This is a genomic window from Pseudobacillus sp. FSL P4-0506 (genome assembly GCF_038003025.1).
Classification (GTDB): Bacteria; Bacillota; Bacilli; order Bacillales; family Domibacillaceae; genus Pseudobacillus.
In genome coordinates this window covers 2,499,428-2,512,074 of the sequence record NZ_JBBOOI010000001.1, presented here as the reverse complement: position 1 = coordinate 2,512,074, position 12,647 = coordinate 2,499,428, and the positions used below count along the sequence as shown (strand labels likewise).

General features: G+C 34.8%; 20 protein-coding genes and 1 pseudogene. 4 read left to right on the top strand and 17 right to left on the bottom strand.

Annotated elements, in window-relative coordinates:
• Positions 1 to 174: 174 nt before the first annotated feature.
• On the bottom strand, positions 175 to 459 hold the full coding sequence (locus MKZ02_RS12635) for a hypothetical protein (protein ID WP_340853849.1): 285 nt from the start codon (positions 457 to 459) through the stop codon (positions 175 to 177).
• Positions 460 to 557: 98 nt separating this feature from the next.
• Positions 558 to 1,070, bottom strand: a complete 513-nt coding sequence (locus MKZ02_RS12630) for a DUF6843 domain-containing protein (protein ID WP_340853848.1) — start codon at positions 1,068 to 1,070, stop codon at positions 558 to 560.
• Positions 1,071 to 1,194: 124 nt separating this feature from the next.
• On the opposite strand from MKZ02_RS12630, the gene resA reads away from it, so the two are divergent.
• Entirely contained in the window at positions 1,195 to 1,737 is a 543-nt protein-coding gene (gene resA / locus MKZ02_RS12625; protein ID WP_340853846.1) for a thiol-disulfide oxidoreductase ResA, read from the top strand.
• Between the two features lie 134 nt (positions 1,738 to 1,871).
• Here resA and MKZ02_RS12620 read toward each other — a convergent pair whose 3' ends face one another.
• The 7 genes from MKZ02_RS12620 to MKZ02_RS12590 all read right to left on the bottom strand — a co-directional run bounded on the left by MKZ02_RS12620 (position 1,872) and on the right by MKZ02_RS12590 (position 6,418).
• Positions 1,872 to 2,474, bottom strand: coding sequence for a hypothetical protein (locus MKZ02_RS12620; RefSeq protein ID WP_340853844.1), 603 nt, complete (start codon positions 2,472 to 2,474; stop codon positions 1,872 to 1,874).
• 205 nt (positions 2,475 to 2,679) lie between these two features.
• Entirely contained in the window at positions 2,680 to 3,042 is a 363-nt protein-coding gene (locus tag MKZ02_RS12615; protein ID WP_340853842.1) for a hypothetical protein, read from the bottom strand.
• Between the two features lie 214 nt (positions 3,043 to 3,256).
• Positions 3,257 to 4,246 (bottom strand): S-layer homology domain-containing protein, encoded by a 990-nt coding sequence (locus MKZ02_RS12610; protein ID WP_340853840.1) that lies wholly within the window; start codon positions 4,244 to 4,246, stop codon positions 3,257 to 3,259.
• A gap of 274 nt (positions 4,247 to 4,520) precedes the next feature.
• Positions 4,521 to 4,817 (bottom strand): hypothetical protein, encoded by a 297-nt coding sequence (locus MKZ02_RS12605; RefSeq protein WP_340853839.1) that lies wholly within the window; start codon positions 4,815 to 4,817, stop codon positions 4,521 to 4,523.
• A 244-nt stretch (positions 4,818 to 5,061) separates the two neighbouring features.
• Positions 5,062 to 5,562: a DUF2716 domain-containing protein gene (locus MKZ02_RS12600; RefSeq protein WP_340853837.1), complete on the bottom strand. Its 501-nt coding sequence runs from the start codon at positions 5,560 to 5,562 to the stop codon at positions 5,062 to 5,064.
• Between the two features lie 196 nt (positions 5,563 to 5,758).
• A complete protein-coding gene (locus tag MKZ02_RS12595; RefSeq protein ID WP_340853835.1) occupies positions 5,759 to 6,151 on the bottom strand; it encodes a hypothetical protein in 393 nt (130 codons plus the stop codon).
• Between the two features lie 45 nt (positions 6,152 to 6,196).
• A complete protein-coding gene (locus MKZ02_RS12590) occupies positions 6,197 to 6,418 on the bottom strand; it encodes a DUF2691 family protein (protein WP_340853833.1) in 222 nt (73 codons plus the stop codon).
• 354 nt (positions 6,419 to 6,772) lie between these two features.
• Here MKZ02_RS12590 and MKZ02_RS12585 point away from each other — a divergent pair, with 354 nt between their 5' ends.
• Together MKZ02_RS12585 and MKZ02_RS12580 are read left to right on the top strand one after the other, a co-directional pair.
• On the top strand, positions 6,773 to 7,285 hold the full coding sequence (locus tag MKZ02_RS12585; protein ID WP_340853831.1) for an ImmA/IrrE family metallo-endopeptidase: 513 nt from the start codon (positions 6,773 to 6,775) through the stop codon (positions 7,283 to 7,285).
• A 15-nt stretch (positions 7,286 to 7,300) separates the two neighbouring features.
• Positions 7,301 to 7,438: a DUF3889 domain-containing protein gene (locus MKZ02_RS12580; protein ID WP_340853829.1), complete on the top strand. Its 138-nt coding sequence runs from the start codon at positions 7,301 to 7,303 to the stop codon at positions 7,436 to 7,438.
• Between the two features lie 53 nt (positions 7,439 to 7,491).
• On the opposite strand, the gene MKZ02_RS12575 is transcribed toward MKZ02_RS12580, so the two are convergent.
• The 7 genes and pseudogenes from MKZ02_RS12575 to MKZ02_RS12545 all read right to left on the bottom strand — a co-directional run bounded on the left by MKZ02_RS12575 (position 7,492) and on the right by MKZ02_RS12545 (position 11,436).
• Positions 7,492 to 8,301 carry a glycoside hydrolase family 25 protein gene (locus MKZ02_RS12575; protein ID WP_340853828.1) on the bottom strand — a complete coding sequence of 270 codons (810 nt, stop codon included), beginning with the start codon at positions 8,299 to 8,301 and terminating at the stop codon, positions 7,492 to 7,494.
• Positions 8,294 to 8,533 carry a hypothetical protein gene (locus MKZ02_RS12570; RefSeq protein ID WP_340853826.1) on the bottom strand — a complete coding sequence of 80 codons (240 nt, stop codon included), beginning with the start codon at positions 8,531 to 8,533 and terminating at the stop codon, positions 8,294 to 8,296. The genes MKZ02_RS12575 and MKZ02_RS12570 overlap by 8 nt, the downstream gene beginning before the upstream one ends.
• Positions 8,527 to 8,775 (bottom strand): hypothetical protein, encoded by a 249-nt coding sequence (locus MKZ02_RS12565; RefSeq protein ID WP_340853824.1) that lies wholly within the window; start codon positions 8,773 to 8,775, stop codon positions 8,527 to 8,529. The genes MKZ02_RS12570 and MKZ02_RS12565 overlap by 7 nt, the downstream gene beginning before the upstream one ends.
• A 69-nt stretch (positions 8,776 to 8,844) precedes the next feature.
• On the bottom strand, positions 8,845 to 9,090 hold the full coding sequence (locus MKZ02_RS12560) for a hypothetical protein (protein WP_340853822.1): 246 nt from the start codon (positions 9,088 to 9,090) through the stop codon (positions 8,845 to 8,847).
• A gap of 213 nt (positions 9,091 to 9,303) precedes the next feature.
• On the bottom strand, positions 9,304 to 9,756 hold the full coding sequence (locus MKZ02_RS12555) for a hypothetical protein (RefSeq protein WP_340853820.1): 453 nt from the start codon (positions 9,754 to 9,756) through the stop codon (positions 9,304 to 9,306).
• A 439-nt stretch (positions 9,757 to 10,195) separates the two neighbouring features.
• A pseudogene (locus MKZ02_RS12550) lies at positions 10,196 to 10,493 on the bottom strand (terminase gpP N-terminus-related DNA-binding protein); the annotation flags it as partial.
• Positions 10,494 to 10,731: 238 nt separating this feature from the next.
• Positions 10,732 to 11,436 (bottom strand): CPBP family intramembrane glutamic endopeptidase, encoded by a 705-nt coding sequence (locus tag MKZ02_RS12545; RefSeq protein ID WP_340853819.1) that lies wholly within the window; start codon positions 11,434 to 11,436, stop codon positions 10,732 to 10,734.
• 88 nt (positions 11,437 to 11,524) lie between these two features.
• On the opposite strand from MKZ02_RS12545, the gene MKZ02_RS12540 reads away from it, so the two are divergent.
• Positions 11,525 to 12,265 carry a MerR family transcriptional regulator gene (locus MKZ02_RS12540; RefSeq protein WP_340853817.1) on the top strand — a complete coding sequence of 247 codons (741 nt, stop codon included), beginning with the start codon at positions 11,525 to 11,527 and terminating at the stop codon, positions 12,263 to 12,265.
• A gap of 215 nt (positions 12,266 to 12,480) precedes the next feature.
• Here MKZ02_RS12540 and MKZ02_RS12535 read toward each other — a convergent pair whose 3' ends face one another.
• Positions 12,481 to 12,618 (bottom strand): hypothetical protein, encoded by a 138-nt coding sequence (locus MKZ02_RS12535; protein ID WP_340853816.1) that lies wholly within the window; start codon positions 12,616 to 12,618, stop codon positions 12,481 to 12,483.
• Positions 12,619 to 12,647: the final 29 nt, after the last annotated feature.

Here is a 12,647-nt window from a genome sequence, read left to right as displayed (position 1 = left end):
TGTCTGGTGTCCATTCCAGTACAAACAGATGAAGGATTTTTTGAAATTACTATTACGATTTTTATAACAAAGTTTGATAACTTTAATAGATCCTATTGAACCAAAGCATCCGTTAGTTATACTTAAGACTTACACAATAATTGCATATTATACAAATGCTATGACAATAAGTCATTATTTCTTACCTTTTCGTTCTAAAAGTATAGGTGCTATATTTAGTAAGATAGAAACAATTGTCAAAAACCATAATGCCCTTTCCATACCAGGTACCACATCCATTAAAGCTGCCCAATCTTCCACTTTTACCCACACCGATACAAGACTGTATTCTGCACAAAGTGTTAATGCTGTAAATGATAATCCCATCGCCATAGCAAGCTTATAATCCTTTCCTGCTTTATACATATAAAGATTTATAAAAGTTACGATTATTGCAATAATCCCTAATATTACCCACATAACTATACCTCCATATATTTTTATTTATGTCGTTGAATTACATGCTGCAGTTACAAAGATCATGAGCATAATTATAAAGAGAATAAATGATTGTTTTTTCATTTTAAACCGCCCTTATGTATATTTACCTCGTAATATTTTTGCACCACTTCTGCAAGAAGTGGATCTAGATCGTCGTGATTTATACTGTCACTAGATTGCATGAACTCTTGACCGCATACCTCTTTTGTTATTTCAATCCCAGTGTAATTAATTTTAATCTTTTTAGAACTTCCTCGATCATATTCAACACTGCCGTTTCCAATTTCTCTAACACATTCTTTGTTAATCTTAGTTCTTTTCCCATTCTTATTTACGTAATAGTATTGATTAGTTATTGTCCCATAATCCATATCAAAAGTAGAAGTAGTATAGTAACCTTTATCATTTACAGTATAAACTTCATGATGGCCTTCTCTTTTGACTTCAGGAGCACCTTTTACGTTATAAAAGGCATATACATACCCCTCATAATTTTTAGGAATTAAATAAATATCATTAGTCACATTATTATCTGTGCAACCTATCAGAGTAAAAAGAGCAAAAGATAGGGCTAAAATAGTTTTTTTCAATCTTCTCTCCGCCTTTCCCATACCCTTATTTTACCATGTATTGTTCTCGCTTTCTTTTTTATTATTCCCTAACAAGATGCTTAATTGGTATAATGTTGGTAAAAAAGTAAGAGGTTGTCTTAATATGAATAACAAGAGTAAACGATTAATATTTAGAACCCTTGTTCTATCAACTTTATTTTTAGCTATAGGTTTTACGCTATATCAAAACTTTAATAAAAACGATGGACATCTAAGAATAGGTGATAAAGCCCCTAATTTTTCATTAAAAAGTATTGATGGTAAAGAAACCAAACCCAGTCACATAAAGGGCAAACTAGTCTTAGTAAACTTTTGGGGATCTTGGTGTGAACCATGCAAGAGGGAGATGCCACTCATTGAAAAAACTTATAAAACCTATAAAAACCAAGGATTCGAAGTTTTATCGGTTAATATGAGAGAACCCTACTGGACTGTATTAAATTATATTAAGCAAGAGGGACTTACGTTTGAAGTTTTACAAGACTCAACAGGAGAAATGACCAATGCTTATAATGTTTACTACTTGCCTGCTACCTTTCTAATAGGGAATGACGGAAAAATACTAGCTAAACATGAAGGAGAAATAAAGAAAGAGCAAATGGATACCTGGATAAAAAAATATTTAACTAATTATCATCGAAGTTAGAAGAAATAGGGCTGTATATTCCATGAAGTTCTAGTTCACCTAACAACATATTACCTGAAATCAAAAAGGATCTTTGATAGAAAGATCCTTCATAGTGTTGAAAAATAATTTAAGTAACGGGCAAAATGTAGATGCTACTTGACCCTCAAGATAGGGTCTTGGTCATGGAAAGCTATGCAAACAGGAATAGAACTTGTGCTGGATAGTTCTTTAAAGACTTTGACATAAGATACAACGGTTCTCGTGACTAAATAAATGGTCGAACCAATTGCTACATTACTACCGTCAAAACCATTTTTTGAATAAATCTCACTGAAACGTTCTAAACTTGGACCTTCCAGATCTTCAATCCAGTCACAAGCCCAGTCCTCTTCATTATCTTCTAAAGGACTATACTCCTCACAAATAAAAAATGTACTATCCCAATTGTTATCTAAGTCATACTCAAAATAAATAGCTTTAGCTGACTCGCTTTTTGCAATATCTAAAGCTTTATTTAGCCCGATTTTTAACTCATCAGTATAGGCATATAAGTCTACTTCCTTTATTTCATTAGATAGCTTAATACCAGCAAGTTTCAAGCAGAGTTGATAATATTTAACTTCAATTTCGTCCAAGGTTTTTTCATTTAAATCTTTTTGTAATTCTTCTAATTGCTCAAAAATATCCATTTTTCCTCCTCTATTTGTAACTTTCAATTTCTCTATATCTATTATTTTATCTGTTTCCTTCTTCAAATAATCTGTCCCTTTAGTTGAGGAAGAAAATCATAAAAATAGGACTTTCAATCAAATTCACTCGTAATTTATCAATCTTTATTTCAAATAACCGAACTTTGTTTTAAATGATACAGTTGCTGAAGGTATAAGGTTATTTAAAGTTTTTCATTTAGAAACTCTGGTCCTTTCTTTGATTAACATAACCCTCGATGTCAGAAGTTAACTACTCGATTTTTTTGTCTTTATCAGGAAGATTGTTAAACACATCTTCATACTCTTCAAACCCTTCAGGATTCCAATATTCTTCTGGGTATCCATTCTCATTAAATATCATTCTTAAATATTTAATAGCTTCATTCCAAGTATTAAATTTCAAAAACGCATATGGAGGATAACCTTCATCATTCCAAACAATCCATGTTCCGTCTAATAACTGTGTGGCAAAATAGAAACAATCCGGAGGAAGCTGAAAGATACTAAAGGTATTCTCCAAGACTTCATTCCAAGATGTAAAACCTAATTGGTTTGCAAAACCTTCATATTTTCCAAAGAAAAGTGTTTTTATGAATTTAGAGATCCGTCTCATCAGTTCTTGGACTCCTTTTTATTTAATTACTTCAAAAAGTGCAGCAAGAGTAACCCCACTTATCTTTTTTTCTTTCTCATTGAGATAGTAGTCTTCTGGACTATGAAAAGTTTTAACAATCCGGGTCACTCCCTTCGTGTGTTGATAAAAATGGTAGCTCTTAAAAAATAAAACACTAGAAAAACCCGCATAATGTGGATTTTCTAGTGTTTATTTACTTTGTTGCTTGTGTTGCAGGCAGACCTTCGGTATGGATAAACGAAGAATCCACATTTGCACTTGAAGATGTTTTCACTGCTGTAAAATCAAACGAAGTTTTTGTTTTAGCTTTGAGGTCTTTAATGATTATCGTTCCTTTTTTACCGGCTAATGATAGATTCGTGTGATCAATCACGAGAGCTTTACGGTCAGCCGTAAGAGAATAAGAAGTAGGATCAAATTCCACTACACTTCCGTTGCTATATTGAACATTGAATTGCAGCCAAGCCATTACATCGCCTGCTGTATATTCTTTCGGTACTGCTTCAGTCAAATTAATTTTCGTTTGAGTAGTAGAAATCACTTGCGCATTTGTAACCCATGGGATATACAAACTTTCTTTTCCTAATACAAAGAAAAACGTTCTATATAACAAATTGGCAAATTCGCCACGAGTAATATTTAGGTTTGTACCGTAAGATGTATGAGTCTTGCCTGATGTAATTCCGGTTTCATATAAAGCTTCAATATAAGGCTTGAACTCTCCACTGGCATCTGTGAATGGAGTTTGCTTTGCATGCTTCTCCAATTCATATGCTGTTACCAGAAATTTAGCCATGGCGCCACGGCTTAGAATCTGTCCTGGTTTAAACTGTGTTTTCGTTACACCAGAAATCACACCGATTTCCGCAAGGGCATTGACAGATCCTCTTACGCGGGTATTTAAGTCTTTAAAACCTGCATCAAGTGCATTTTTTGTATCAAGCATGAGCATATTAGCTAAAATAACGGCTGCATCGCCTCGTGTTAACGTTTGGTTTGTACCAAATTTTGTTGCCGAAATACCATTGACTACTTCTATATCATATAAAAAGCTGACAGCTTCATCATATTGACTTCCTACATCTACAAATGGATGGTTCGACTCTGCGCTCACTGGAACTGCTAAACTAGATATGACTACTGTGATAGCTGTTACAGCTGTGAATAGCGAATATTTGTTCAATGGGTTATCTCCTATTCTTCAATTCTTAGAATGATTCTACCATACCCCATGTCATAGGTAAATATTTACAAACAGAAGATTTCTAGAACTCCATCTGTAACATTTAAATTACGCTGGACTAAAAGTTCACTATAACCCTTATCTACAGCCACTGAAAAACACTTTATTTTGAAAAAAATTGGTCAAAATAAAGTGTTTTTCAAATTACTTTTGTAATTATTGATCAATTTCAATAGTCTCTATTGCATTAAAGCACCCGTTAGTTTAATGAGAGTTAATCTTGTTCCCATCTTAAAAAAGCCCAAAATTGCAGCATTTCCATTTTTAAAGGGTATGTATGATTTAAATATTCCTCTTCAACAACCTTAATGATGGGGAAATCAGCTACTACCTCCGTACAGGCAATGCTTAATATTTCTTTTTCTTCCTCAGTTGGTTCACCGTCAAAATAGCCTTTCCAATACAGCGTTTCGTTTTCTAATGATACCGTTAGCCCTCTTAGTTTGTTGGGTATTGCGCTTAAAAGGGAATAATGGCAACTAATAATCAAATCATTTATCGCTGGAACCATAATAAACACCTCTGTTTAATGATTGTCTCCTAATAAATTACAGTATCTCTTATTCAAGCAACCTACCCCTATAGTTAAAGAAAAAGTTCTGAAAAATAGGATTTCAATCAATCTTTACTTTCAATATTCGAACCTTGTTTTCAATGATACAGCTGCTGAAAGTATAAGAATATTTAAAGCTTTTCAGTTAGAAACTCTGGTCCTTTCTTTGATTAACATAATCCTCGATACAGGAAATTAAAAATTATCCTTCACTAAGGATTCTTTTTAACATTTTGGGTTTTGATTCTCTCAAGCTTTTAACAAACTTTTCTCCAAAGATACAAATAGATCGTTGCCACGGATGGGATAAATATCCCCATTCAAAATCTTTCTGTAAGAAAAAATAATAATCTCCATTTGGAAAAAAGGGAACAAGCCATTCATCGAACTCATCTTTTATAAACTCTAACCTGGGATTTACCCAATATCCATCATGTTGCCAATCCAAAGCATAGATATAATCATCTTCATTTGTACACTCAATGAAAGCCGATATTAGCTTATTCTCTAAATCAATGTGATCTTCATCATCCCAATCATCCCAATAACCCTTAAAATAATCTGATATGTCATAAATAACAAAAGGACTTGGAACTTTATACGAATTTCGATTATCTGTATTGGGATTAAAAGAAAATTCTTTGCAGAATCTGTTCCAAATGTCATCATATTCTTTCTCGTTTAATAGAATCCAATTTTCCAAAATTTCTTCACTTCCGTTTCATAGCATATTATTTAATCAATTATACTGTCTAACTCATATTTTGCCATTCCAGTTCACGTAATGTCACAATATCGAAATCAAAAAAGAGCTTCCAATAGGAGATCCCTTTAACTACTTAACTAAAACCTTCGTCAATGAAAAGCCTAATTTTTTAATCAGTAATACCTAAACATAGTTATTGATACTTATTGTATTTGTTTGAATCAAATAGGTGGTACCAAGTATCTGATTGTAATTTTGCTTTTTTATTTATTTCTATAAATTCTTTAATGTCCATACTTAATTTGTTCTCCAATTGAGGGAGACGTTCACCCCAAGTCCAACCAACTAATATATTCTTAATTGACTTGTCCGAAAGAATGTTTTGAAAGAACTTATTATCCAGCGTGATTTTTTTACCATCTTTATGAACAAAATTGCAAGAACACATGCCATCGGTTAATGTGAAGTTAGGATATTGACCCTCAATTTTTATATCGTTACTTTTATCAGAAATTGATTTCATTAATTCTTCAGCGCATATCTTTTTACCTTCCTCGGTTACTTTTAAATGTATAAAATAACACACTTACTCCACTCTCCCTCTCATTTTGATAACGCCTTAGAGTTCGTGTCATTTTTCTATAGAGTATCTATTATCTTCTAGACTTTTGAGTTCATCCCCCTTAATAATGTCTTTTGAGAAAAGTGCTTCCTCAAAATTATCATCATCTACTAGATACGAGTCTCCATCATCTACTCGCCAATTAAATGTAGTAATATCAATTGGCTCTAATAGATCCCCAAGTAAACTTCCGTATTCATTTGGTATTTCAAAAGTAATCCCTCTCTTCATTAAGCATACCTCCAAAACTTAATCGTTTGCTTGGACTATCTGACTCTAAGTCTTTACATGGTTTCAACCATTGAAAACAAGAAGCATTCTACAATCATTTTGCATCGCTACTTTATCTAAAAGGACAATTAACTTAAAATATTTCCCTCGTTCTTCAACCACAATGAGTTTTGCTCCTTACCTCTATAAAAGTAGACATCCTCCCTTAATATCTTTTCATCCTATCACAAAAGTGGTACCATTTTCTTATTGAGGAAATGTTTGATTTCCTCGCACTCCCCTTTCTACCGATTGGGGGTTTTATTATGCTACAAAAAAGGAACGTACGTTCTAAAAAATGTCAAGGTGAAGCCAATGGCCTATTCTACAAGATTGGAGGATTACATTTTTTCTTTATATCAATCCATTCACATCTATGAACCTGAACAACTAAGGATTGAACTTATTGCAAGTCGACTAGGTGTAAATGTGGAATACATAGGCGGTGTTAGTAAAACGATTCATATGCCGGAACAACCTCTCATTCTTATCAATCGGCACTTAACTCCAGAAGCCCAATGGCAAGATTTTGGCCACGAATTAGGGCATTTATTGCGACATTGCGGCAACCAAATGTGCCTCCCTCCTCCCTTTATCGAATTACAAGAGTGGCAGGCTAATAACTTTGCCCTACACTTTTGTATTCCTACCTTTATGATGGAACAATTAGAGTTCCCTTGGCGGAAACAAGAAGTAATTTACTTACTGGCACGAACTTTTACGGTTGAATTTTCTTTTGCGGCTCACCGTCTAGAAAGATGGCTGCACCAAAAAGAAAGTCTGTATTTTTGGCAAGATATGTCCGAAGCTCAAGAACACTATTTGTAGCCGCGTGCTAATGGAATGATACATAAGCAAACGGAAAAGCTTAAACTATGGTTAAAAGACAACAGTAGAGAATTTGGGGTTTTTGTGGAGATTAAATATACTACCAAGACTGAAGAAGCAGTAAAAATTACTCTCAGAGAGATTCCTAAATGAATAAGCAAAATTAAAAAAAGCTCCCTATCCACTAAGGACCAGGAGCTCTTCTCTTATTTTTCTTCTCTAATTTGTGGATTAAATCCAAAGTGATGGGAAATATTCTGTTGAGCTGTCGAAGCTGATTCCAGCGTATTAAACACGCCTGTCCAGATTCTTTTCTCCTTAGCAAATGGTTTATATCCCAACTTAGCGCCGATTAGTTTGGCTTGCTTCTCCGCTTCTGTGTTCGTTTTAAAAGCACCCGTATAGATACGGTACTTTCCTTCTGTAACGACAGCAGCCTTTGTCTCTTCCTTATTCAAAAACCATGATAGCCGTTTGTTTCCTATTAGCTGATTCAAGTCTACGTTCCCTTTTACACCAGCCAAGCGACCAGTGTCAGTATATTGGTGTAGATCACAAGGATAGTCGGGCTTTTTTCCACCATAACGTGGAATCCAAACAAAATCTGCTTTGATTTTGTCTGCTTGAAACAGCTTGTACGTATGATGACCGACATACAGTCCCACTTTTTTCGCTCCCAATCTTCGTAGCTCATCAATGAAAGCCTGTGTACTGGCTCTCATATCGTCCATCGTTTTTACTTCCACATCAGCCACCCAGAATAGCGCTTCTTTGTCGCCCCTTTCCCAAAAATCTTGCGCTTCTCTTTTGGCATCGCTAATAGAAACAAAGCGACAAAAAGCATAGTTGCCAAATGGCACTCCATACTTTTTAGCTCCGGCTGCATAGTTTTTATATTGTCGGTCCCGCACTCGGGACCCGTCTTGAACCCTGAGAATAGCGAGGGACAATTCTTTTGATGCTTTGCTCCAGTCAATATCCCCTTGATGATGGGACAAGTCTGCAATTTTACTCATTTATCTTTCCCTCCAACCGTTTTCGCCCTTTTCTCCCCTCAACTCGACTTACCTTTGCCTCTAACTCTGACTTTACCCACTCTGTTATTTTCTTTAGAAGCCATTCCGGTACCCATTCTCCCCAGCCTGCACGAATACTATTAGCGGTCATGGGGTGAATCACATGGTATAAGACACCGAGTGATAACAAGCCAAACAAAATTCCCGGCAACCCTAACGCTGCATCTAGCAAGTGGCCACCTGCAGGTCAGAGAAGTATAAAAAAGTACGGAAGACACCATATAATCCGTACTTGCTTGCATACGATTTATCTTTTTTAGAAGCTCTAGTCTCACTCATCCAATCCATTGCTATAAAAAACGCTACAGCAAGCATCAATGCTCGTACTGTTTCCCTTTTTCCGCAAAAGTTTTCAAATAAAGGTGTAAATAAAGCTCCCATAAGAGCCGCACCTATTCGTTGAACTGAATCCATTGCCTCACCCCTAATATAAAATAAAAGAATGTCTATAGAGACATTCTCAAAAAATCAGCGTATAACTTATCAAGACTCACCAATAACTCTTTGGAGTACCTCCTTGGATATTACCCTAGCTTTAACCCATCCTTTTAGAAGAGAAACTAAATGCTCTTCTTCTAAATCTAAAGGGCGAGGCACGAAACTTTCTTTTTCATCTCTATCTCTTTTGTAATATGCAAACCTTATCTCTGTTGTCCCTTTTTCTCTAACAAGAATTTTTTCAATGGCATAAACTGAATCTCCTGATGTAACTTCTCCTTGCTCAAGCAACTAGCAGCATTTCGTGGATTTAATTACTTTACTAACTAACATTACCTCCCTTTCATACAGGCCATTCGACACATCGGCGAAGCAAACCTTTTTTCATAAAAAATACATCTATCCTGTTTGGTGTTGCATTATCTTCTGGATGTAATAAAAAAGCCAACAGGTTACTGTCAGCTTTTTTAAGGTACTTAAACCCTCTTGTATTAACGTAAATCTTCACTCTTTCAGAACAGATTCTTTAGGGGATTCTGCACCCTCCAAAACAAAATATTTGCCATCGACTTTGTCTAGGACCCAAAAAAATGGAGGCTTATCCTCAGAATTTTCATCAGAATCTTTCTTTGGTTCTACCATAACCATAGTCCAACCATTTTCATAATTTGAATCTAAACCCCCTACAACTTCTTTACGGATGTCTCCTTTGTTCAACTCTTTAAACTCTAGATTTTCAGTTCCCCCCAAATCATGCACAATCTCAGCCAAGTCGGACGAAGCTTCTACATAGCGCCCTCTAATTTTCTCATACTGAGAAGATATCTGCTCAAACGTTTCAATGTCTTGATTCAAAGCCGCTTCATACCACTCTTTTACTGTTTGTTCAGATGAACTACTACTTGAACAAGCACTGAGTAGAAAAACAAATATAAGTGCCATAAAGACTTTTTTCATTATAACTCTCCTAACCACTGATGTTTTTCTCTTGGTGATCAAATAAAGAATAATATTACCAAATCAATTCCATAAGAGAATTTTTAATAGATTGAACAAACTCATACATTGATTAATTTGATATACCATCTGTTTTTGAACCAATAGTACTAGGATAATATATCTAACATAATTACACAATACATGAAAATATATATCATTCTGGTTAGTTTTTATAATTCGATAAAGGATAGTTCAGCAAATTACATTTATATTGATTAACCTTAACAGGTGTGTATTTTCAAGTGCCATATTGTCGTCCCGACAAGTCATGAAAAATAACTCCTATTGTTCAGCAGCGTTTACATCTAATACTTGATAGACGATCTCTTTTAAGTTGGACAGTTTTGGAACCTGCTCCTTTTGGTAATTTCCATTCAATATATTTCTTGCCTAAATTTTGATCACAGATTAAATCAGCTGGTGCACGTTCATTAAGGCTTTCCATGATCTCCAATGTTTCTTCTAGAAGGAATTTAGAAAAAAAGCCATGAGTAACAGCATTCTGATTTCCTTTTGTAGCAGTCCCAGCTTTATTGACTTGGCGTTTATATTTCCCTTGGGTGCACTTCTCTTTTTTGTGTGCACACTTTTTCAGAGAGTGCACCCCGGTCACGGTTCCATCCATAACGCTTTTTCCAAGACTTTACCGTGTTAATAGATACCTCGTACTTTTCAGCAATATCTTTGTACTTCATGCCTTTGACGTAATCTTTCTCCGCTAATATATATATCTTTCAGTCATGCTACATCACCTGTCACCTCCGATATTTATGTTTGTTTTGGAGCAAAGAAAAAAGCACCCATTTATTCGGATGCTTTGAATAATTCATCTTCCCTGGCTACCTTAATACAGCGGGTCATTTAGAACAAAAACAGAGTTAGGTGTGACCATGTATTAACTTTAGACATTTCAACTGCTGATAAAAACCTTCCTTATCCTGCAACTGTCAGAAGAACCATAATTCCATTGGTCAAACCGTGAATAATGACCGAAGGCCAGATAGAATCAGTACGTTCATATGCCAAGGCAAAAATTATACCACTCAAGAAATTTACAGGCATAACATTATAAGTTGGAATATGAATAGCTGTGAAGATTAATGAACTTAGTAAAATGGCTCCGACTATACTTATGCGTGTACGTAACCAGCGGTATAAAAAACCACGATAGAATATTTCTTCATATATTGGCGAGATAACTGCGGCAGCTATAAAAGCAATTAAGGCATTAAAGAAAGTTACATTTTCCTGCAAGGCCTCTGTTTTGCTGTTCTCATACGTATTTCCAATAAAGCTAGTAAGCACCATAACTATCGTGGCACCAACCATTAAGACAATAGTCAGCATGAAAATAATTTTCCAATCCTTTTTAGAAAATGCTCTTATCCCTACTTCACTCCAAGAAAGTTTTTTTGGGCGGAGAGCAATAAAGTATACGCCTAGAATAAGAACAATTGCTATTGTTAGCCCCATTAAAGTCCCTGAATATAGATCATTATCAAGCCATTGAGAATAAATTGGCCAAACGACAAATTTAATACACCCTATTACAAATCCAAATTCAAGTAACATCAATAATACAAATTCTTTTAAACCCCAGTGATCCTGTTCCTTCCAATTCACTTCATTTGTTTTCATTCACTTTCCCTCTTTCTTCACGTGTTATAATTTAACTATATTAGATGACGCAACGTCATCTTCAATCTTTATTTTCAGGAGGAATGAAATGAAACAATGGACGACAGGTCAAGTATCTAAGGAGCGAAACATTTCCGTTCGCACACTTTGTTATTATGATCAAATTAATCTCCTCACCCCAAGTTATAAGGATGATAAAGGACGACGATATTACTCAGAAGAAGACTTATTCAAGTTAGAAAAAATTATTATTCTAAAATCACTCTCACTCCCACTAAAGAATATTCGCGATTTATTAGATAAGCTCTCCTATAAACAAATTTTGATCTCTCATCATAATTACTTACAAGAACAACTTTCAAAAATTCAAACCAGCATTTCTAACACAGCTTCACTGATCAATATGATCGATTTGGAAGAATGTTTGTCTTGGGAACATGTCTCCCGCATTGTTCAAACTTCGCAACATAACTCTAAAAAATGGATGGACTATTTTGAAGATGATGAAAAGATACTCCTGCAAGAGACAATTCCAAACCTTGGCAGCAATAAAGAGATAACACAACGGTATATTTCTTTGTTACGGCGAATTAAATGGTGTATAAAACACAATATTAAACCGGAATCAGACGAAGGTTATCAAATTGCTCTCGAATTAATAGACATATCGAACGACACCTTCCAAGGAGATACAGAATTAATGGATAAGTTTTGGAAAGTCAGAAAACTGCAGACTGACGAAACAGGACTATATCCGATTTCCGAAGATGCACTAGAGTATGTAGAACAATGCCTTTCCTATGCAACAGAGTTAAGAGCAGGTATATAAATAGCCAGTGTAAAGCATTATGACAACGCACCCTTTAAAAACTCAATGAAAGACGGCGTATTTCTTATAGAATGCTGAGAATGCGGAATAAAGAAAAATATTTAACCCCATCAATGGACGGGGTTTTTATTTTAAGAAAAAAGCATCCCGAGGGATGCTTAATCAAAATCGAAGAGCTTAGGATATTTTCTTCTTCATAAAGGATCTTATTATAATTAAGATTTTTTATTAATTTCATCCAACAACTTGATAATAGTGTCATTTTGAGCTTTAATAGCCTTTAAACTTTTTTCAATCATACTACTTGAGAAAAATACAATTAGTATAAGTGCTATTCTAATAATCCAATCCATATACTTTTCTCTCCATTTTGAAATTCTAT

Coding starts and splice junctions, on each gene's coding strand:
- MKZ02_RS12635 (WP_340853849.1), bottom strand. CDS start 459: ATGTGGGTAATATTAGGGATTATTGCAATAATCGTAACTTTTATAAAT.
- resA (WP_340853846.1), top strand. CDS start 1,195: ATGAATAACAAGAGTAAACGATTAATATTTAGAACCCTTGTTCTATCA.
- MKZ02_RS12615 (WP_340853842.1), bottom strand. CDS start 3,042: ATGAGACGGATCTCTAAATTCATAAAAACACTTTTCTTTGGAAAATAT.
- MKZ02_RS12605 (WP_340853839.1), bottom strand. CDS start 4,817: ATGGTTCCAGCGATAAATGATTTGATTATTAGTTGCCATTATTCCCTT.
- MKZ02_RS12590 (WP_340853833.1), bottom strand. CDS start 6,418: ATGAAGAGAGGGATTACTTTTGAAATACCAAATGAATACGGAAGTTTA.
- MKZ02_RS12585 (WP_340853831.1), top strand. CDS start 6,773: ATGGCCTATTCTACAAGATTGGAGGATTACATTTTTTCTTTATATCAA.
- MKZ02_RS12580 (WP_340853829.1), top strand. CDS start 7,301: ATGATACATAAGCAAACGGAAAAGCTTAAACTATGGTTAAAAGACAAC.
- MKZ02_RS12575 (WP_340853828.1), bottom strand. CDS start 8,301: ATGAGTAAAATTGCAGACTTGTCCCATCATCAAGGGGATATTGACTGG.
- MKZ02_RS12565 (WP_340853824.1), bottom strand. CDS start 8,775: ATGGATTCAGTTCAACGAATAGGTGCGGCTCTTATGGGAGCTTTATTT.
- MKZ02_RS12555 (WP_340853820.1), bottom strand. CDS start 9,756: ATGAAAAAAGTCTTTATGGCACTTATATTTGTTTTTCTACTCAGTGCT.
- MKZ02_RS12545 (WP_340853819.1), bottom strand. CDS start 11,436: ATGAAAACAAATGAAGTGAATTGGAAGGAACAGGATCACTGGGGTTTA.
- MKZ02_RS12540 (WP_340853817.1), top strand. CDS start 11,525: ATGAAACAATGGACGACAGGTCAAGTATCTAAGGAGCGAAACATTTCC.
- MKZ02_RS12535 (WP_340853816.1), bottom strand. CDS start 12,618: ATGGATTGGATTATTAGAATAGCACTTATACTAATTGTATTTTTCTCA.